Annotated in this window: 17 protein-coding genes and 1 pseudogene; 2 read left to right on the forward strand and 16 right to left on the reverse strand. The window is 59.9% G+C overall.

Annotated elements, in window-relative coordinates; all coding sequences use genetic code 11:
* Window positions 1-17: 17 nt before the first annotated feature.
* The 14 genes from AB7M26_RS03425 to hutC all read right to left on the reverse strand — a co-directional run bounded on the left by AB7M26_RS03425 (window position 18) and on the right by hutC (window position 17144).
* Window positions 18-947 (reverse strand): alpha/beta hydrolase, encoded by a 930-nt coding sequence (locus tag AB7M26_RS03425; protein WP_123499984.1) that lies wholly within the window; start codon window positions 945-947, stop codon window positions 18-20.
* Between the two features lie 185 nt (window positions 948-1132).
* Window positions 1133-2080, reverse strand: a complete 948-nt coding sequence (locus tag AB7M26_RS03430) for a choline ABC transporter substrate-binding protein (protein WP_123499986.1) — start codon at window positions 2078-2080, stop codon at window positions 1133-1135.
* 311 nt (window positions 2081-2391) lie between these two features.
* The gene (gene hutG, locus AB7M26_RS03435) at window positions 2392-3195 is read right to left on the reverse strand and encodes an N-formylglutamate deformylase (RefSeq protein WP_123499988.1); all 804 of its coding nucleotides are present in this window, start codon (window positions 3193-3195) and stop codon (window positions 2392-2394) included.
* Between the two features lie 10 nt (window positions 3196-3205).
* Window positions 3206-4411, reverse strand: a complete 1206-nt coding sequence (hutI, locus tag AB7M26_RS03440; protein WP_123499990.1) for an imidazolonepropionase — start codon at window positions 4409-4411, stop codon at window positions 3206-3208.
* Window positions 4412-4428: 17 nt separating this feature from the next.
* Window positions 4429-5838, reverse strand: a complete 1410-nt coding sequence (locus tag AB7M26_RS03445) for an amino acid permease (RefSeq protein WP_429387921.1) — start codon at window positions 5836-5838, stop codon at window positions 4429-4431.
* Window positions 5839-5948: 110 nt separating this feature from the next.
* Window positions 5949-7481, reverse strand: a complete 1533-nt coding sequence (gene hutH, locus AB7M26_RS03450) for a histidine ammonia-lyase (RefSeq protein WP_123499994.1) — start codon at window positions 7479-7481, stop codon at window positions 5949-5951.
* 117 nt (window positions 7482-7598) lie between these two features.
* Window positions 7599-9122 (reverse strand): histidine ammonia-lyase, encoded by a 1524-nt coding sequence (gene hutH, locus AB7M26_RS03455; protein WP_123499996.1) that lies wholly within the window; start codon window positions 9120-9122, stop codon window positions 7599-7601.
* Between the two features lie 169 nt (window positions 9123-9291).
* Complete coding sequence (locus AB7M26_RS03460) at window positions 9292-10122, reverse strand: quaternary amine ABC transporter ATP-binding protein (RefSeq protein WP_007907824.1); 831 nt, start codon at window positions 10120-10122, stop codon at window positions 9292-9294.
* Window positions 10119-10970, reverse strand: a complete 852-nt coding sequence (locus AB7M26_RS03465) for an ABC transporter permease (protein WP_123499998.1) — start codon at window positions 10968-10970, stop codon at window positions 10119-10121. The genes AB7M26_RS03460 and AB7M26_RS03465 overlap by 4 nt, the downstream gene beginning before the upstream one ends.
* 71 nt (window positions 10971-11041) lie before the next feature.
* On the reverse strand, window positions 11042-12010 hold the full coding sequence (locus AB7M26_RS03470) for an ABC transporter substrate-binding protein (RefSeq protein WP_123500000.1): 969 nt from the start codon (window positions 12008-12010) through the stop codon (window positions 11042-11044).
* A 68-nt stretch (window positions 12011-12078) separates the two neighbouring features.
* Complete coding sequence (locus tag AB7M26_RS03475; RefSeq protein WP_123500002.1) at window positions 12079-13551, reverse strand: purine-cytosine permease family protein; 1473 nt, start codon at window positions 13549-13551, stop codon at window positions 12079-12081.
* Window positions 13552-13703: 152 nt separating this feature from the next.
* Complete coding sequence (hutU, locus tag AB7M26_RS03480) at window positions 13704-15392, reverse strand: urocanate hydratase (protein ID WP_038978575.1); 1689 nt, start codon at window positions 15390-15392, stop codon at window positions 13704-13706.
* A gap of 500 nt (window positions 15393-15892) precedes the next feature.
* Window positions 15893-16465 carry a HutD/Ves family protein gene (locus AB7M26_RS03485; protein ID WP_123500004.1) on the reverse strand — a complete coding sequence of 191 codons (573 nt, stop codon included), beginning with the start codon at window positions 16463-16465 and terminating at the stop codon, window positions 15893-15895.
* A 10-nt stretch (window positions 16466-16475) separates the two neighbouring features.
* The gene (gene hutC / locus AB7M26_RS03490) at window positions 16476-17144 is read right to left on the reverse strand and encodes a histidine utilization repressor (protein WP_232252242.1); all 669 of its coding nucleotides are present in this window, start codon (window positions 17142-17144) and stop codon (window positions 16476-16478) included.
* A 200-nt stretch (window positions 17145-17344) separates the two neighbouring features.
* On the opposite strand from hutC, the gene AB7M26_RS03495 reads away from it, so the two are divergent.
* Complete coding sequence (locus AB7M26_RS03495; protein ID WP_123500007.1) at window positions 17345-18709, forward strand: formimidoylglutamate deiminase; 1365 nt, start codon at window positions 17345-17347, stop codon at window positions 18707-18709.
* Window positions 18710-18824: 115 nt separating this feature from the next.
* Here the strand turns inward: AB7M26_RS03495 and AB7M26_RS03500 are convergent, their stop codons facing one another.
* Window positions 18825-19394 carry a lipocalin family protein gene (locus AB7M26_RS03500; RefSeq protein WP_008068806.1) on the reverse strand — a complete coding sequence of 190 codons (570 nt, stop codon included), beginning with the start codon at window positions 19392-19394 and terminating at the stop codon, window positions 18825-18827.
* A gap of 33 nt (window positions 19395-19427) precedes the next feature.
* Complete coding sequence (locus AB7M26_RS03505; protein WP_007907841.1) at window positions 19428-19682, reverse strand: hypothetical protein; 255 nt, start codon at window positions 19680-19682, stop codon at window positions 19428-19430.
* 292 nt (window positions 19683-19974) lie between these two features.
* Here AB7M26_RS03505 and AB7M26_RS03510 point away from each other — a divergent pair.
* Window positions 19975-20997: pseudogene (locus AB7M26_RS03510) on the forward strand (HAMP domain-containing protein); the annotation flags it as partial.
* Window positions 20998-21019: the final 22 nt, after the last annotated feature.

The following is a 21019-nucleotide window of genomic DNA, read 5'->3' on the forward strand; positions in this document are numbered from 1 at the left end:
GCATGCCCCTTGCAGCGTCAGAGTTTGTCAGCCGTCGTCTCAGCCAAATAGCCGAGCAGGGTTTCATAGAGCCGGTCGACCTCGGCGACCTGCCCCCGCGCCCGCAAACAGCCGTGAACCAGTCCTTCCCCGTAATAAAGTGTTGCGCCCACGCCAGCTGCGTTGAGTCGCTCGGCGTAAAGCACGCCGTCATCGTGCAGCGGGTCGAACTGCGCCACGGCGATCAACGCCGGTGGCAGACCGCTGAAATCGTCGGCGAGCAAGGGCATCGCATAGGCACCCGGTTGTCGGCTACCACCCAAATACAACGCGAGATAACAATCCAGGTCACTGCTGCTGAGCAATGGCGCATCGGCGCATTCGCTGCGTGACGGCAATCGGTGATCGCCGCCCAGTCCCGGATAGATCAGAACTTGCGCGCACGGCATAGGCTCGTCGGCATCGCGTAAAGCGAGGCACAACGCGGCGGCAAGGTTGCCGCCAGCACTGTCGCCTGCCACCAGGGTGCGCGCAGGGTCGAGCCGAAACGGTCCCGTACGCAGCGTGCGCCAGACACTCAGGCAGTCATCGAACGCCGCTGGAAATGGATGCTCCGGCGCCAACCGATAATCGACGGCGATCACCAGCACGCCGAGCACCGACGCCAGTTCGGCACAGATGAAGGCGTGGGAGTCCAGATCCCCCACCACCCAACCACCGCCGTGCAAGTACACAATGCACGGCCAACCGTTGGTCGGCGGCGTGGCCGGTGGTTGCCAGGAGCGCACGGCAACGCCTGCCAATTGAAAGTCGGCCACCTCAAGCCCCGCAGGATGCGGTGGGGTAAACGCCCGGCACATCTCGCTGTAGGCCTGACGCAAACCGGGGAGGCTGCTGTCGGTGCTGTTGAAGCTGAGGGTTTTCTCGACGAAAGCCGCCATCTGTTCAGAGAGTGGATAAGGAGCCATGAGCCTGCAGCCAGCCAAATAGAGGGAATCAAAAAATTTGAACGATGCAAATCCTGTGGGAGCGTGGCTTGCCCGCGAAGAAAGCACCGCGGTTTTTCAGGTATTACGCGTCATCGTTCTTCGCGGGCAAGCCACGCTCCCACAGGTTCTGCGCCCCCCTCGCCACAGTGATCCCGCTCGACCAGTCAGTTTTTCAAACTGGCCTGAACGGTTGCCACACCCTCCTTGCCATCAAAACTGCTGACCCCTGCCAGCCAGCGCTGAAGATCTTCAGGATGATCACGCAGCCATTGCCTGGCGACATCCTGCGGCGTCTTGCGCTCCATGATCGGCACCATCAACTGACTTTCCTGAGCGGCGGTGAACGTCAGGTTTGCCAGCAAGCGGTTCACGTTCGGACAGCGCTCGGCATAGTCCGGCGCAGTCACGGTGGAAACGGTCGCCGCTCCCTCGTTCGGCCCGTAGACGTCTTCGCTGCCGGTCAGGTAGGTGACGTTCATGTTGATGTTCATCGGATGTGGGGTCCAGCCGACGAACACCACGAACTCCTTTCGATTGACCGCCCTTTGCACGGCGGCGAGCATCCCGGCCTCACCGGACTCGATCAGTTTGAAGTCCTTCAAGCCAAAGTGATTGGTCTCGATCATGGTTTTGATCGTGGTGTTCGCGCCGCTGCCCGGCTCGATGCCGTAGATCTTGCCGCCGAGCTGATCCTTGAATCTGGCGATGTCGGCGAAGGTTTTCAGGCCCGCCGCCGCAACATAGTCAGGCACGGCAAGCGTCGCCTGGGCATCCGAGAGGCTCGGTTTGTCCATGACCTTCACTTGATTGGCAGCCACAAACGGCGCGATGTTTTTGTCCATCGCCGGTTTCCAGTAACCGAGGAAGATATCGAGGCGTTTGTCGCGGATGCCGGCGAAGATGATTTGCTGCACGGCGCTGGTTTGTTTGCTTTCGTAGCCGAGGCCGTTGAGCAACACGTCAGCCATGCCGCTGGTGGCGATCACGTCGGTCCAGTTGACCACGCCCATGCGTACGGTTTTGCAGGATGGCTCGTCACTGGCCAGAACGCTGGTGCTCAGAAAAGCCGTGCCGCAGAGGATTGAGAGACAGCGGGTGAACAGTCGTTTCATCGGGAGAGTCTCGTGCGGCAGATTATTGTGAGGGCCGGTGTCTTCGTGCACCGTGCCCAGAACATTACGCAGCGTCGAGAGGGTAAAAGTGAACTGTGGCGACCGAGATTTGCACGGTGGCGACTGTCCTGATGCGTTATCAAGGCGAACACCAATCTGTGGCGAGGGAGCTTGCTCCCGCTGGGTTGCGAAGCAGCCCCCAAACCATTCAACCGAGTTTTATCAGATACGCCCGACCAGCCGGGTTTACGACGGCTTCGCCGCCGAGCGGGAGCAAGCTCCCTCGCCACAAAAGCCCGCTCGCCACAGGGTTATGCGCTGTAGTGCTTTTCGCCCCAAGCCAGCAACCCTTGCAACAACTCCCTGAGCACCACTTGCGTCGGCGCTGCCAAATCCGGGCGATAACGGAACGGCTCGAACTCTTCCATGTACGTGCACTGGCCCAACTCAAGTTGCACGGCATGGATGTTCTCGGCCGGGTTACCGTAGTGCCGAGTAATGTGCCCGCCCTTGAAGCGACCGTTCAGCACATGGCTGTAATCACCGTGCCGTGCGCAGATGGCCTCCAGTTGGCTGGCCAATTGTGGATCGCAACTGGCGCCGTTGAAGGTGCCGAGGTTGAAGTCCGGCAGTTTGCCGTCGAACAGGTGCGGGATGATCGAGCGGATCGAGTGTGCATCGAACAGCAGCGCGTAGCCGAATTCGGCTTTCAGTCGCGCCAGCTCCTCCTGCAAGGTGCGGTGGTACGGCGTCCAGATCTGTTCCAGATAAGTCGCCCGCTCTGCGGCCGATGGCTCCAACCCTTCGCGGAATAACGGAATACCGTCGAACAGCGTCGCCGGGTATAGGCCGGTGGTGGCGCCGACATATAAAGGCTTGTCGTCGGACGGTCGGTTCAGGTCGATGACAAACCGCGAGTACTCGGCGGCCAGCGTGCTGGCGCCCAGCTCGGCGGCGAATTCGTAAAGCCTGGGGATGTGCCAGTCGGTGTCCGGCAGGCTTTTCGCGTCGGGAATCAACCCGGCTTCGACCGCCGGGGTCAGGCGCAGGCCGGCGTGGGGCATGCTGATCAGCAGCGGCACGCGGCCTTGTTTGAAGTTCAGAACCTTATCCACAACTGCTCTCCTAAACGCTTGTTTCGACGCCGTGACGCACGACGCGTTTTTCCAGGTCACCGCCCAGCCAGTACGACAGGTCGGCCGGTCGATCGATCTGCCAGGCGACGAAGTCTGCGACTTTGCCGGCTTCCAGCGAACCGTGAGTCTCGGCCATGCCCAGCGCGGCGGCGGCATGAATCGTTGCGCCAGCCAGAGCCTCTTCCGGGGTCATGCGCAAACAGGTGCAGGCCATGTTCAACATCAAGCGCAACGACAGCGCCGGCGAAGTGCCAGGATTGAGATCGCTGGCGATGGCCATTTTTACGCCGTGTTTGCGCAGGGCTTCCATCGGCGGCAATTGGGTTTCCCGCAGGAAGTAGAACGCGCCGGGCAGCAACACCGCGACCGTGCCGGACTTGGCCATGGCGATGGCGTCGTCTTCGGTCATGAATTCCAGATGATCGGCGGATAATGCGTGGTAACGCGCCGCCAGGCTCGAACCGTGCAGCGACGACAATTGCTCGGCATGCAGCTTCACCGGCAAACCGAGGTTCTGCGCGGCGACGAAAACCCGTTCGACCTGTTCCGGCGAAAACCCCAGGTATTCACAGAATGCGTCCACCGCATCCACCAGCCCTTCGGCCGCCAGGGCCGGGAGCATTTCAGTGCAGATGTGATCGATGAAAGCATCGGCGCGGTCTGTGTATTCCGGCGGCAAAGCGTGGGCGGCCAGGCAGGTGCTGCGCACGCTGACTGGCAGCTCGGCGCCGAGACGACGAACGACCCGAAGCATCTTGCGTTCGTTGGTCAGGTCCAGGCCATAACCGGACTTGATTTCAATGCTGGTGACGCCATCGCGCATCAGGCTCTTCAGACGCTTGGCGGCGCTGGCGAACAGTTCATCTTCAGTGGCAGCTCGGGTCGCGCGCACGGTGCTGGCGATACCGCCGCCGGCCGCTGCAATTTCCGCATAGCTGACGCCTTGCAGACGCTGCTCGAATTCACCGCTGCGGTTGCCACCGAACACCGTGTGAGTGTGGCAGTCGATCAGGCCCGGAGTGACCCAGGCCCCGTTGAGGTCATTGACGGCCGGGTACTCGCCCGACGGCAGTTCGCCGCGCGGACCAATCCACTCAATGTGCGCACCGGACGTCACGATGGCCGCATCCTCGATGATCGAGTAGGCGCCTTGTGCCATGGTTGCGACGTGGCAGTGTTGCCAGAGAGTTTTCATCCGTGGCCTCCGTTAGGTTATCGATGAGAAAAATCAGGGTCCCGTGCCACCAATGCTGCCTGGCCCGCCGCCGGTTTCACCCAGGTCAGGTAGGCCAGCACCAGCAACACGATCCAGACCACGCCGACGATCAGCGCTGCCTGGGTGTCCGGGAAATAGCCCAGCACGCCAAAGATGAACAGCATGAAGGCAATCGCCGCCATCGGCGCATAGGGCCAGAACGGCACCGGGAATTTCAGTTGGGCGACCTGCTCCGCGCTCATGGAGCGACGCATGGCCACTTGGGTGAACAGAATCATCACCCAGACCCATACCGTGGCGAAGGTTGCGATGGACGCGATCAACAGGAAAACGTTTTCCGGAATCAGGTAATTCAGCAGCACGCCCAACAGCAACGCGACACTCATCACCACCACGGTCATCCATGGCACGCCATTGCGCGACAAGCGGGCAAAGCCCTTGGGCGCATGCCCTTGCTGAGCCAGGCCATACATCATGCGACCCGCGCCGAAGATGTCACTGTTGATGGCCGACACCGCCGCCGAGATCACCACGATATTGAGGATGGTCGCCGCCGAGCTGATACCCAGGTTGTCGAAAATCTGCACGAATGGGCTGCCTTGGCTGCCGATCTGCTGCCACGGAAAGATCGACATCAGCACCAGCATCGTCAGCACGTAGAACAACAAAATACGCAACGGTACGGCATTGATCGCCCTAGGCAGCACGCGCTGTGGGTCTTTGGCCTCACCAGCCGTTACGCCGATGATTTCAATGCCGCCAAACGCAAACATCACCACGGCAAACGAAGCGATCAGGCCACCCACGCCGTTGGGCATGAAGCCGCCATGGCTCCAGAGATTGCTGATGTCAGTCGCCTGGGCGCCCGGCGCGGTGCTGATGCCGAACAGCATGATGCCGAAGCCACCGAGGATCATCGCGACGATGGCCGCGACCTTGAGCAGCGACAGCCAGAACTCCATTTCGCCAAAGACTTTGACGTTACACAGGTTCAAGCCGCCGACCACCGAAACGATGCCCAGGACCCAGATCCAGCGATCGACTTCCGGAAACCAGAAGCCCATGTAGATACCGAACGCGGTGACGTCGGCCATGCCGACGATGACCATTTCAAACGCGTAGGTCCAACCGAGGATGAAGCCCGCCATCGGCCCAAGATAGGTGCTGGCGTACTGGCCGAATGAGCCGGCCACCGGGTTGTGCACCGCCATCTCGCCGAGGGCGCGCATGACCATGAACACCGCCGCGCCACCGATCAGGTAAGCGAGCAGTACCGCCGGCCCGGCCATTTGGATGGCCGAAGCAGAACCGTAGAACAGCCCGGTGCCGATCGCCGACCCCAGCGCCATGAAGCGAATATGTCGGGCAGAGAGCCCGCGTTTCAAACCTTTTGTTGGCTGTTGCATTTTTCGTCCTTAATTATTCTTATCCGACGCAAAATCGAATCGCGAGCAGGCTCGCTCCCACAGGTTCAGCGCAATCCAATGTGGGAGCGGGCTTGCTCGCGAAGAGGCCATTACAGGCTAGGCAACAACTTCGCCGAAACCAGCTCGTTCAGGCAACGAGTCGCCAGAAGCTCGCTAGCAGCATTGATGTCCGGCGCAAAGAACCGATCCTTCTCATAGAACGGCACTTCGGCACGCAGAATGGCACGAGCCTTTTCCAGTTTCGTCGAGGTCTTCAGACCCTCACGCAGATCCAGACCCTGGCAGGCCGCCAACCATTCCACCGCGAGAACGCCGCGAGTGTTTTCCGCCATTTCCCACAGACGCTTGCCGGCAGCCGGGGCCATCGACACATGGTCTTCCTGGTTGGCCGACGTTGGCAGACTGTCCACCGAATGCGGATGAGACAGCGCCTTGTTCTCGCTGGCCAATGCCGCCGCAGTCACCTGGGCGATCATGAAGCCGGAGTTCACGCCGCCATTGGCCACCAGGAATGGCGGCAGTTGCGACATATGCTTGTCCATCATCAGCGAGATGCGGCGTTCGCTCAGGGAACCGATTTCGGCGATGGCCAGGGCCATGTTGTCGGCGGCCATGGCCACCGGCTCGGCGTGGAAGTTACCGCCCGAGATCACATCACCTTCAGCGGCGAACACTAACGGGTTGTCCGATACAGCGTTGGCTTCGACAGCGAGCACTTCGGCGGCCTGACGGAACTGGGTCAGGCAGGCGCCCATGACTTGCGGCTGGCAGCGCAGGGAATACGGGTCCTGAACCTTTTCGCAGTTCTGGTGCGAGTCGGACACTTCGCTGCGCTCGCCCAGCAGATCGCGATAAGCGGCAGCGGCGTCGATCTGGCCTTTCTGACCGCGAGCCGCATGAATGCGTGCGTCAAACGGCGAGCGCGAGCCCAATACCGCTTCGACGGTCAGGGCGCCCAGCGCCACGGCACCGGCGAACAGATCTTCGCCTTCAAACAAGCCACGCAGAGCGTAAGCGGTGGACACTTGAGTACCGTTGAGCAGTGCCAGACCTTCTTTGGCAGCCAGGGTCAACGGGGTCAGACCGGCAACTTTCAGCGCTTCGGTGGCGGGCAGCCACTCGCCTTTGTAGCGCGCCTTGCCTTCACCCAGCAGTACCAGCGACATGTGGGCCAATGGCGCCAGGTCACCGGAGGCGCCGACCGAACCTTTCAATGGAATGTGCGGGTAAACCTCGGCATTGATCAGGGCGATCAGTGCATCGATTACCACGCGACGGATACCCGAGAAGCCACGGCTCAGGCTGTTGACCTTGAGCACCATGACCAGTCGAACCAGCGCGTCGCTGATCGGCTCGCCGACACCGGCGGCGTGGGATAAAACGAGCGAGCGCTGGAGGTTTTCCAGGTCTTCGCTGGCGATACGGGTCGAAGCCAGCAGGCCGAAACCGGTGTTGATGCCATAAGCGGTGCGGTTCTCGGCGAGGATCTGTTCCACGCAGGCAACGCTGGCTTCGATCTGGGCCGAGGCACTGTTGTCGAGGGTGATTTTGACCGGGTGCTGATAAACATCACGCAGTTGGGCAAGGCTCAGTTGGCCGGGAATCAAATTAAGCGCAGTCACATCATTCTCCTTTTGAGAGTTTTATTAACTAACCAGACGCTCCGGAAATTTCCGTTGTCCGTCGCTTCCCGACTTTTTGAGAGGGGCTGGCGCCTTGGCACGCTGGTGTTGTGGATTTCAGTTCAGGTTGGGTAACGCCTTGTGCAACAAAATCGGGTCTTTCAAAACACCGGCAGCGGCAGCAATGTCCGGTGCCAGCCAGCGGTCCTGGTCGTAGGCCGAAACCCGCTCACGCAGCAGGCGCCATGCGGTATCGGTGCCAGTACCAAAACGTTGCTCTTTCAAGAATTCAAAAGCCTGGGATGCCAGCAAATATTCAATGGCGAGGATCTGCGTGCAGTTTTCCAACGCGCGATGCAGCTTCAGCGCCGCGTTGGTGCCCATGCTCAAGTGGTCTTCCTGCAAGCCCGAGGTAACGTAGTTGTCGAGCACCGCCGGTTGCGCCAACTGGCGATTTTCCGCACACAGGGACGCGGCAACGTACTGGACGATCATCATCCCGGAATTCACCCCGGGATTGGCCACCAGAAACGCCGGCAGACCGCTAACGTGCGGGTTGATCAAGCGGTCCAGCCGACGCTCGGCGATGGAGCCGATTTCGGCCATGGCGATCGCCAGCAAATCCGCCGCCAATGCCACTGACTGACCGTGCGGGTTGGCTTGGGACATCACCCGGAAGTTGTCCGGCGTGCCCAGCAGCATCGGGTTGTCGGTGACAGAGTTGAGTTCGGTTTCGATCTGCTTTTTCGCGTGCTCAAGTTGATCGCGAGCGGCGCCGTGGACTTGCGGGATCGAGCGGATGCTCAGCGCATCTTGAGTACGAATGCCCTTGCTGCTGGCAATCACTTCACTGCCATCGAGCAGCGTCCGTAAATTGATGCCGACTTGCTGCATGCCCGGGTGAGGCTTGAGCGCGATGATCTCGGCGTCGAACGCGGCAATCTGGCCACGCTGAGCTTCGAAGCTCATGGCACCGATCACATCGGCCCACTGCACCAGACGCGTCGCATCGGCAATTGCCAGACAGCTGAGACCGGTCATGCATGGCGTGCCGTTGACCAGGCACAAACCATCTTTGGCGCCGAGCTGAACCGGTTGCAGACCTTCCTCGCTCAAGGCCTGCTGCGCGGAAACGATCTGCCCGCGATAGCTGACATTGCCGACACCCAGCAGCGTGATTCCGATGTGGGCCATGTGGGTCAGGTAGCCCACCGAACCTTGGGACGGTACTTGCGGGGTGATGCCGCGATTGAGCAGTGCCAACAGGGCTTCGACCACCCGGCGATGAATGCCGGATTTGCCATGGCTATAGTTGCGAATAGCGGCGCAGATGATTGCGCGGGTCTGTTCGTCGGCCAAGGGTGCGCCGACGCCACAGGCGTGACTGAGCAAGGTGTTGCGCGACAGTTGGCTGAGTTGTTCGCCTTTGAGCGAGACGTTGCACAAGGCACCCAGGCCGGTGTTGACGCCGTAGGCACGCTCGCCGCTGGCGACGATGCGCTGGACGATCGCCTGGGCGTTCTCGATCCGCGCCCAGATCTGGGGCGACAGATCGAGCTGCGCGCCGTGACGAGCGACTGCGACCACATCCTGCCAACGCAACGGGGCGTCGGCGATAACGATTTTTTCAGCCTGGGACATCATTAACCTCGTGCGTACAACCTGAATATTGATGCAGATTTACCGACGCCTTCGCGGGCAAGCCCGCTCCCACAGTGTTCTGTTGTGTGAAGAAAATTTGTGCAACACAACCAATCCCTGTGGGAGCGGGCTTGCCCGCGATGAGGCCCGCCCGATCACCGCAAATTTCTCAAACCACCGCAGCCCGCCGCTGTACGAACCGGTCCACATACTCATCCGCCGGCGAATGCAGGATCTCTCGTGGCGTGCCGACCTGAATCAGGCGGCCATCCTTGAGGATCGCGATGCGGTTGCCGATGCGCACGGCCTCGTCGAGGTCGTGGGTGATGAAGACGATGGTCTTGTGCAGGGTCTTTTGCAGTTCCAGCAACTGATCCTGCATTTCGGCGCGGATCAGCGGGTCGAGGGCGCTGAAGGCTTCGTCCATCAAGATGATGTCGGTGTCCGCCGCCAGGGCGCGCGCCAGGCCCACACGCTGGCGCATACCGCCAGACAGCTGATGCGGGTATTTGTTTTCGTAGCCCTTCAGGCCCACGGTGTTGATCCAGTGCAGCGCGCGCTCGGCGCACATCTGCTTGCTCTCGCCACGCACTTTCAAGCCGTAGGCGACGTTATCCAGCACGGTCTTGTGCGGCAGCAGGCCGAAGCTCTGGAACACCATGCTGATCTTGTGCCGGCGAAACTCGCGCAGGGCTTCCATGTCGTATTGCAGGATGTCCACGCCGTCCACCAGGATCGCGCCGCTGGTAGGGTCGATCAGGCGATTGAAGTGGCGCACCAGGGTCGACTTGCCGGAACCCGACAGGCCCATGATCACGAAGATCTCGCCGGTGCCGATGCTCAGCGACAGGTCGTTCACGCCGACCACACAACCGGTTTCGGCCAAGACCTGGTCCTTGGTCTTTTTCTGGCGAATCATTTCCAGCGCGTCTTTGGAACGGTTGCCGAAAATCTTGAAGACGTTTTTGACTTCAATCTTGCTGATGGCTTCGTTGCTCATTTGCTCACCTCATGCCGTGGCCGACCATACGCCTGAGTAATGCGGTCGATGACCACTGCCAGAATCACGATCGCCAGACCGGCTTCAAGGCCACGTCCGACGTTGAGGGTCTGAATCCCCACCAACACATCTTCACCCAAGCCACGGGCACCGATCATCGAGGCGATTACTACCATCGACAGGGCCATCATGGTGGTCTGGTTGATCCCGGCCATGATGCTCGGCAGGGCCAGCGGCAGTTGCACGCCAAACAGTTGCTGCCAGCGATTGGCGCCGAAGGCGTTGATCGCTTCCATCACTTCACCGTCGACCTGACGAATACCCAGATCGGTCAGGCGGATCAGCGGCGGCGCGGCGTAGATCACTGTGGCGAAAATCGCCGGGACCTTGCCCAGGCCAAACAGCATCAATACCGGGATCAGGTACACGAAACTCGGCATGGTCTGCATGATGTCCAGCAGCGGCATCAGCACCGAACGCAGGCGATTGCTGCGCGCCGAGAGAATACCCAGCGGAATGCCGATCAGCACCGAGATGACCGTCGCCACCATCATCAATGCCAGGGTCTGCATCAGCTTGTCCCAGAGGCCGACCGCACCCACCAGGAACAGCAGACCGACGATGACTGACGTGGTCACGATTTTACGGGTCGCGTGCCAGGCAACGCCCGCCACAATCGCCAGCATCAGCCACCAGGGCGCCGCACGCAGCAGACCTTCGAGATTGACGATGGCCCACAGCAGGGTGTCGGAGATGCTGCGAAACACATCGCCGTAGTTGGTGACCAGCGAATCGACCCAACTGTTGACCCAGTCGGCGATGGAAAAGGTAAAGCTTTCGGGAAACATAAAAAGACTCTCAATCAAGGGGTTGCGATCAAGCATCCGACTGCCGTTACCGACAGTCGGAGACACTCGACCTACAAGGCCGCGTCGATCTTTTTGGCTGCGTCTTCGCTCACCCATGCGTGCCAGACTTCAGGATGTTCCTTCAAGAAGATCTTGGCCAGTTTTGGCGATTCGATCCGCTCTTTGGCCATGCGCCCGAGGTTCTGATTCAGCAGGTCGATTGGCAAGTTGACCTTTTCCAGCACGGCCACCAGTTCCGGGGCTTGCTCGTGGAAGGTCTTGGACAGGCCGACCTTGATGGTCACGCTCTTGTCCACGCCTGGCTTTTCTTCGAGTTTGACCAGGTCGACCTGGCCCATCAGCGGGGTTGGCGACCAGTAGTAGAACAGGATCGGTTCGCCACGCTTGTAGCTCGATAGCACTGCCGCATCCAGCGCCGGGCCGGTGCCTGGGCGGAAGTTGGTGTAGGTGCTTTCCAGACCATAGCTTTTGAGCATTTCGCTGTTGTCCAGCTCACAGGTCCAGCCGGCCGGGCAGTTATAGAAACGGCCCTTGGATGGCTCTTCCTGATCCTTGAACACGGCAGCGTATTTACCCAGATCGGCAATCGCTTTCAGGTCCGGGGCTTTAGGCTCCAGCTTGCGCTTGGCGTCGCCTTCGATCACGTAACGCGGCACGTACCAGCCTTCGATCGCGCCAACGACCGGAGCGCCGACACCGATAACCTTGCCGGCCTTCTCGGCCTTGTTCCAGACTTCGCTACGACCGACCCACTCTTCGGCAAACACTTGAATGTCGTTGCTGCTCAGGGCGTTTTCCATGGTGATGGAGTTGCCTGGCAGGCTGTCGGTCTTGCAGTCGTAGCCTTTCTCCAACACGATTTGCATCACGTCGGTCAGCAGCATGCCGCTTTCCCAGTTCAGGCCGGCGAATTTCACCGGTTTGCCCGATTCGCACCAGCCAGCCGCCTGGGTGGCGCCAGCACTGGCCAGCAGGCCCATGGAAAGCAATGTGGTCAGCAGGGTCTTGTTCGATTTCATTGTTTGACGCTCCTAATCATGAGTTGGCTTACGGCAGTCAAGAGGCATCCAGCCCTGTCCACGTCCAGTCAGGCCTGCGCAGCAGCGCGACCGGCCCCGCTTGTTTCAGGTTGTACATCGCTGTCCTGCTCGACCGGCAGAATCAGGTGATCGGGTACTGCGCTGTGCCATTTTTTCGCGCACACGTAATACAGGCCTGCGGGAAGCACCAGACCGATGATCCAGGAAATATCCACACCGCCCAGAGCGTCCACCAGCGGACCGGTATAGAACTTGGTAGCGATGAACGGCAGTTGCACCAGCACACCGAAGACATAGACGCTGATACCGAGGGGGTTCCAACGGCCATAGCGACCGTTCGGATCGCCCAGCGCCGGCACGTCATAGCGCTCGCGAGTGATGCAGTAGTAGTCCACCAGGTTGATCGCGCTCCATGGCGTGAAAAAGGCCAGCAAGAACAGGATGAAGGACTTGAACGCACCGAGGAACGAGTGCTGACCGAGCAACGCGATCAGGGTCGCAGTGCCAACGATGACCAGCACGAAGACCAGACGCTGTAAGCGCGTTACCCGCAGGTCTCCACGGAAACCGCTGATGATGGTCGCAATGCACATGAAGCTGCCGTAGGAGTTCAGCGTTGAAATGGTGACCTTGCCGAACGCGATGCTGAAGTACAGCAGCGCAGCAGTGGCACCGCTGCCGCTCAAGCCAACGATGTAAGCCACTTCGTGGCCGGCGAATTGCCCGTTGGCCATGGCGGCGGCAAACACACCGAGGATCATCGCCACCTGTGCGCCAATGACCGAACCGGCGCCAGCGGCGAAAAAGGTTTTCACCGAAGACGTGCTGCTCGGCAGGTAGCGTGAGTAGTCAGCCACGTAAGGGCCGAAGGCAATCTGCCAGGACGCCGCGAGCGACACCGCGAGCAGGAAGCTGCTCCAGCTGAAATGGCGGATTTGCAGGAGTGCGCCAACGTCAGTCTGGCTCATCAGGCGACTGAACAGGTAAACGAAGGCAATCACGCCAATGACGCTGGCGACACGGCCGATGAAATGGATCACCCGATAACCGAGCACCGTGACCAGCACGATGACACTGGCGAAGATGAGGATCCCGACGCTGTCGCTGACGCCAAACAACTGGCCCAGCGCCTGGCCGGAAAGCACGGTGCCCGTTGCGGTGAAGCCCAAGTACATCAGGCACACCAGCACGATCGGGATGGCCGCACCATACACGCCGAACTGTACCCGGCTGGAGATCATCTGCGGCAGGCCAAGCTTGGGCCCTTGCGCCGCATGCAGCGCCATTACGCCACCGCCGAGCAGCTGACCGATCAACAGACCAATCAACGACCAAAACACATCACCGCCCAGCACCACGGCCAGGGCCCCGGTCACAATTGCGGTGATTTGCAGGTTGGCACCCATCCACAGAGTGAACTGGCTCAACAGACGACCGTGTCTCTCCGCTTCCGGGATGTAGTCGATCGAACGTTTCTCGATCAACGGTTTACTGCCTGCACGATCGTCATTAACAGCCATGATTCAACCTCTGTGGATTGTTTTAATTGTTCTATCCGGTTTACCTGAACCCTGTGGGAGCGGGCTTGCCCGCGATGACGTCGGCACCTTCAACATCAATTCCAGCATTGCCGCCGCTATCGCTGGCAAGCCAGCTCCCACAGGGATTTGGGTTATTTACCGGTAATCATCGGCAGGTTCAGACCCTGCTCCTTGGCACAGTCGATTGCGATCTGGTAACCCGCATCGGCGTGACGCATGACACCGGTAGCCGGGTCGTTATGCAGTACGCGAGCGATACGCTCGGCCGCTTCGTCCGTACCGTCGCAGACAATCACCATGCCCGAGTGCTGGGAGAAGCCCATGCCGACGCCGCCGCCGTGATGCAGGGAAACCCAGGTCGCGCCGCTCGCGGTGTTGAGCAGAGCGTTGAGCAGTGGCCAGTCGGACACAGCGTCGGAACCGTCCTGCATCGATTCGGTTTCGCGGTTCGGGCTGGCAACAGAGCCGGAGTCCAGGTGATCGCGACCGATCACGATTGGCGCGGACAATTCACCACTGCGCACCATTTCGTTGAAAGCCAGACCCAGCTTGGCGCGCAGGCCCAGGCCAACCCAGCAGATACGTGCCGGCAGACCCTGGAAGCTGATGCGCTCGCGGGCCATGTCCAGCCAGTTGTGCAGGTGGGCGTCGTCCGGGATCAGTTCTTTTACTTTGGCGTCGGTCTTGTAGATGTCCTGCGGATCGCCCGACAGCGCAGCCCAACGGAATGGGCCGATGCCGCGGCAGAACAGCGGACGGATGTAAGCCGGTACGAAGCCTGGGAAGTCGAACGCGTTTTCAACGCCTTCTTCTTGTGCCATCTGACGGATGTTGTTGCCGTAGTCGAAGGTCGGAATACCCATTTTCTGGAATTCGAGCATCGCTTTAACGTGCACGGCCATGGACTGCTTGGCGGCTTTGACCACGGCAGCCGGCTCGGTCTTGGCGCGAGCGCGGTACTCTTCCCAGGTCCAGCCGGCTGGCAGGTAGCCGTTGAGTGGGTCGTGGGCGCTGGTCTGGTCGGTGACCATGTCCGGGCGCACGCCACGCTTGACCAGTTCCGGCAGGATTTCAGCCGCGTTGCCCAGCAGAGCGATGGAAATCGCTTTGCCTTCCTTGGTGTATTTGGCGATGCGGGCCAGCGCGTCGTCGAGGTCGGTGGCTTGCTCATCGACATAACGGCTGTTCAGGCGGAAATCGATGCTGACCTGCTGGCATTCGATGTTCAGCGAGCAAGCACCGGCCAGTGTTGCAGCCAGAGGCTGAGCGCCGCCCATGCCGCCGAGGCCTGCGGTCAGGACCCAACGACCTTTCAGGTCATCGTTGTAGTGTTGGCGACCGGCTTCGACGAAGGTTTCGTAGGTGCCCTGAACGATGCCCTGGCTGCCGATGTAGATCCAACTGCCAGCGGTCATCTGGCCGTACATGGCCAGGCCTTTGGCGTCGAGTTCGTTGAAGTGTTCCCAGCTCGCCCAGTGTGGCACCAGGTTGGAGTTGGCGATCAGCACACGCGGGGCGTTGCTGTGGGTCTTGAACACGCCGACCGGCTTGCCGGATTGCACCAGCAGGGTCTCGTCGTCGTTCAGGTTGGTCAGGCTTTCGACGATCTTGTCGTAGCATTCCCAATTACGTGCCGCACGACCGATGCCACCGTAAACCACCAGTTCTTTAGGGTTCTCGGCGACTTCCGGGTCGAGGTTGTTCATCAGCATGCGCAGCGGCGCTTCAGTCAGCCAGCTTTTGGCGGTCAGCTTGTTACCGCGTGCGGCACGGATTTCTACATTGCGGTATTTAGTAGGTTTCTGGGTATTGTCAGTCACGAAAAAGACTCCTCAGCGATCAATCCAAACCAACCCTGGCGGTGGGCAAGCCAGCCTGTGCGCGTCAACGCGACACAAGCGAATCAGTGGACGTTGCGAGGAGTCTCGAATCGACTCATACGCATACGTCTTTACTTGTACATACAAGCATATGCAATCAAGCGGCCAACTTGCTGGATGGGTGTTCAAGAAAAGTTTTGAAAATGGCTGGAGAGCGCCTGAGTCAAGGGTTCTGGCGAAGATGAAATTTTTCTGGGGGATTTTGCGAAGGGCGTGGCAGCTGTTACTTGAGCGTGGTTTTGCGCCAAGCTGGGGCGTTCGGTAACAAAGTGGTGCGCAATGGGAAACGGCGTGGGCTACTGTTTTTGTGGCGAGGGAGCTTGCTCCCGCTGGGCTGCGAAGCAGACCCAAAAATCGGAGCAAGTGGTGTGTCAGAAGAACCGGGATACTGCATTGACGACTGCTGCGCAGCCGAGCGGGAGCAAGCTCCCTCGCCACAGTTAACCGCGCGCGATCAGCTCGATCACACAGCACTGGCCCTTGATGGAGATATCCAGCAGGCCAACGTTACCGTCCAGTTGCAGGCAATCATGGCGCCCTAACTGAGAGGCGTTGTTACCCACCGTCACTTCAAGCTGTTCAGCCACGCTGAACACCAGCACGGTGCCGGCCGAACTGAAAAACCGCTGCTCACCCTCCAGCCACTGCAACCGCGCGCTATAACGCTGCGGTGCATAAATCAGGTTGAAGTCGCGGATCGGCCCGCCGAGCAATGTACAGGACACATGACTCTCGCCACTGAAAGCAAACGGGTCCAGCGGTAACAACGGCCGCGTGTCCTGGCCGTCGACGCGCAAGGTCATGCCCTCGCCTTGCAGCACGGTGATCACCCGCTCATAGCCGGCAAAGGTGGAAAACCCGCCCGACTCGCCTATGTCGGCAATGGACAGCCGCCAGCCGAAACCCTCAAGGCCGGCACCTCCATCACGGGTGATTTCTTCAGTGCTGCCGCCGCCGTTTTTCCACGGCATGCGCGGGTAGTCTGCTGCGCGTAAAACTTTCAACTGGCTCATTTATGGCTCTTTATTTATGGAACCGTCCTTCCAGACGATGACGGGAACCGGGGTGGATCAAACGGGCGGCGGTCACTGGCTGACGGCCGGACCAGGTGCGGCGACGAATCAGCAGGCACGGCTCGCCCTTTTCAATCTGCAGCAATTTGCATTCAGACGGCTCGGCAAGAATCGCTTCGACCACGTGCTCGCCTTCGGTCAGCGGCGCAACCTGATTCAGATAGGCGTAAGGCGTTTGCAGGGTGAAGTCTTGCTTGAGGTACTCCGGCGCCACCAGCGCGTTGACGAAACGGTCTTCGATTTGCACCGGAATATCGTTTTCGAAATGCACGATCAGCGAGTGAAACACTTTCTGCCCTTCGCGCATGTCCAGCGCCAGGGCCCGCTCGGAACCGGCGGCCTCTTCTTCGAGGGTGATCACCTTGCATGTATGGCGATGGCCACGGGAGGCAATTTCGTCGGCGATGTTGTGCACTTCAAACAGGGCGGACTGGCTTTTCGGTTCGGCGACGAACGTTCCGACGCCTTGCATACGCACCAACAGGCCATCGGCGGTCATCTCGCGCAGGGCGCGGTTGATGGTCATGCGGCTGAAACCCAGCTGGCTGACCAACTCGCTTTCCGACGGAACGCGGTAATGCGGCGGCCAGTTTCCACTGTCGATCTGCTGGGTGATCATCTGTTTGACGCGGGCGTACAAGGGCGCCGGACTGTCGCCCAGATTGGCGCTCAGATTGGCATTCGGCGGCAATGTGGCAGAGGGAGTCGGCACGGTTAATCCTTGTTCATCTGTTAGAGGTTGCTAGCTTGCCGGAGTTTACCGAGCAGGCAAACGTCTGTATATGTATATACAAATAACACACGATGGGGTGCTGAACCATGTCCGCCTTCTTTGCCGAACGCGCGCTGCTGCCTAGTGGATGGGCCAACAATGTACGTCTTGAGGTCAGCGCCGATGGCGTGCTGACCCATATCCAGGCCGATTCTCACGCAGATGACGCCGAACGGCTGAGCGGTCCGCTACTGCCGGGGATGCCGAATTTACACTCCCACGCCTTCCAGCGCGCCATGGCCGGGCTGGCGGAAGTGGCGGGTAATCCGAATGACAGTTTCTGGACCTGGCGCGATTTGATGTACCGGCTCGTCGGAAAAATCAGCCCGGACCAACTCGGCGTCATCGCCCGTCAGCTGTACATCGAAATGCTCAAGGCCGGTTACACCTCGGTCGCGGAATTTCATTATGTACACCACGATACGAGCGGCCAACCGTACGCAGACCCGGCCGAACTGGCGTTGCGCATCAGCCAGGCCGCCAGCTCCGCCGGTATCGGCTTGACCCTGCTGCCAGTGCTCTACAGCCACTCCGGTTTTGGTGGCCAGGCCCCGAACGAAGGTCAGCGCCGCTTTATCAACAGCACCGAAAACTACCTCAAACTCCAGTCGCGCTTGCAGCCGATCCTGGCGCAGCAACCGGCGCAGGCCCTGGGTTTGTGTTTCCACTCGTTGCGCGCGGTCACCCCGCAGCAGATCAGCGAAGTGCTGGCGGCCAGCGACAAGCAGTGTCCGGTACACATTCACATTGCCGAACAACAGAAGGAAGTCGATGACTGCCTGGGCTGGAGCGGTCGCCGTCCACTGCAATGGCTGTACGAAAACACCGACGTCGATCAGCGCTGGTGCCTGGTCCACGCGACCCACGCCAACCCGGAAGAAGTCACCCTCATGGCCAAGAGCCGCGCCATCGCGGGTCTATGCCTGACCACCGAAGCCAACCTCGGCGACGGGATTTTTCCGGCAGTAGACTTGCTGGCACAGGGCGGGCGCATGGGCATCGGTTCCGACAGCCATGTGTCATTGAGCGTGGTGGAAGAATTGCGCTGGCTGGAATACGGCCAGCGTCTGCGCGATCAGCGGCGAAATCGTTTGTATGGCGCGGATCAGCCGATGGTCGGCCGCACACTGTACGACGCCGCGCTGGATGGCGGTGTCCAGGCGCTGGGGCAGCCGATTGGCGCCCTGGAAGTGGGCAAGCGTGCGGATTGGCTGGTGCTGGATGGCAACGATCCGTATCTGGCGACGGCCAGTGGCGACGGGATTCTCAATCGTTGGCTGTTTGCCGGTGGTGACCGTCAGGTGCGGGATGTGCTGGTCAACGGCCAGTGGGTTGTGCGTGACGGGCGGCATGCCGGGGAAGAAGAGAGTAATCGGGCGTTTACCCAGGTGCTGCGCGAACTTCTGGGCTAACACCAAAAACAATGTGGGAGCGAGCCTGCTCGCGATGGGGCCATCAGATTCAACAATGAAGTTGACTGAAGGTCCGCTATCGCGAGCAGGCTCGCTCCCACAGAGTTATGCGTAATCAGTTGGAAGTCTTGGCCATCTTGCTATCCGACGCGCGCCAGATCAGTCGCGTCGTGTCATAACCCTGCTGACGCGCCTTGCTCAGCAGCTCTTCCCGCACCACGCCATTGACCGTCGGGGTGCGTGACAGCAGCCAGAGGTGACGGCGGCTCGGGTCGCCGACAATCGCGGTCTTGTAATCATCGCTGACGTACAACACCCAGTATTCTCCCTTCGCCACACCCGGGATCAGTCGCGAGAACCAGGTATCGAACTCGACCCACAGCTTGTCGGCCTTGCCGGGTACCTGGGGATAAGCCGTGCCTTTGGCCTCTTCCCATTGCCAGTCCGACGTCAGGCAGCGGTTCAGCACCGCCATGTCACCTTCAGGCTTGAGACTGTAATGGGCCTCGGATTGTGCGCAGTTGCGCTGAAAATACACCGGCAGACGCGCCAGTTCGTACCAGGTTCCCTGGTAGCGCTTGAGGTTGACCGTGTTGACGGTCTTGGGTGCCAACGGATCTACGCCAGAAGTGGCGCAGCCGGCCAATACCAGGCCGGCAAAAAGTACGATCAGTAACCGCTTCATTATTTTTTTCTCCCGTGGGCGAATAGCCCCGGTTTACTTCAGGCCTTGGCCAGAAAACATCAGCACTTTGTCACCGGCATACTGCACGCTGATAAAGCTGTTTTTGTCACCCCAGGTGCAACTGGACATGCCGAGTGCGCCGGAGCAATCGGTCGGTTTGCCCAGCAAGGTTTCAACCTCGGCCTTGGGCATGCCGGTCGACAGCTTCGAATAATTTTCCTGATTGATCTTGCCGCACGCTGCCAACAACACGCAGAACGAGAGCAAGGCGATAGATCGCAGCGACATGGTGTAACTCCTGGGGCGTAGGGAATGGCATGGCTGCCAAGCTGAAGCTTAGAAGAGAAAACCCTTGTCTGGTTCCCTGACCCTGCGGCTATTTGTTCGGCCATCCGTCTGCCCTTTACGATAAATCAGCCACTTTTTTATCGCCGCTGAGTATTTCGTCGGTTTTCCCGCAGGCCGCCTAATCTTTGGCGCCGGCCAGTCGACATAGAAGCAGTGTAAAGCCTTCCACTGTGGCAAATTGACACCCCTTGTTGACCAGCCCTTCGCGGTAGCTCATTTAATGACCAGAAACATGAAATTCAGCCACAAAATCCTGCTGGCGGCCGCCCTTGTGGTGGCCGTTGCATTCGCCTGTTTCATCCTGTTCAACGACTACCGCCAGCGGCAGACCCTGCTCAGCAATACCGAGTCCTCGATGCAGGAACTCGGCAGCCTGACCACCAGCAACATTCAGACCTGGCTGGAAAGCCGCATTCAATTGCTGCAATCGCTGTCCCAGCAAATCGCCGTGGACGGCAGCGCCCAGGCCAATCTCAAGCGCGCCATCGATCTGCCGGCCTACACCGGCAACTTTCAGCTGAGCTACTTCGGCGGCACCGATGGCGTGATGTTCTCGGTCCCGGCCGGCAATCGCGCCGCGGACTACGACCCGCGCGCCCGTGGTTGGTACAAGGCGGCCAACAACGCGCAACAGACCATCGTCACCGAACCCTACATTGCGGCATCGTCGGGCAAACTGGTGATTACCGTTGCCACGCCGGTGAAGCACCAGAATCAAATGATTGGCGTCGCCGGTGCAGACATTGATCTGTCCAGCGTCAGCGCAATCATCAACTCGCTGAACTTCGGCGGTCATGGCCATGCATTTATCGTCAGCGCCGACGGCAAGATCCTGATCCACCCGGACAGCAAACTGGTGCTCAAGAACCTGGCTGACGCTTACCCCAACGGGGCGCCGAAAATCAGCCCGGGCCTGAAGGAAGTCGAACTGGACGGCAAAACCCGGTTCATCTCCTTCACTCACGTCAACGGCGTGCCGTCTGCAGACTGGTACGTGGCGCTGGTGCTGGATAAAGACACCGCGTTCTCGATGCTCAGCGAATTCCGCACCTCGGCGATCATCGCCATGGTCATCGCCGTGGTGATCATCATCGCGCTGCTGAGCATGTTGATCCGTGTGCTGATGCAACCGCTGCTGACCATGGGCCGCGCCATGCATGACATCGCCGAGGGCGAAGGCGACCTGACCAAACGCCTGACTATTCACGGCCAGGATGAATTCGGCGCGCTGGGTATTTCGTTCAATCGCTTTGTGGAACGTATTCATACCTCGATCC

The organism is Pseudomonas sp. F-14 TE3482 (genome assembly GCF_053629455.1).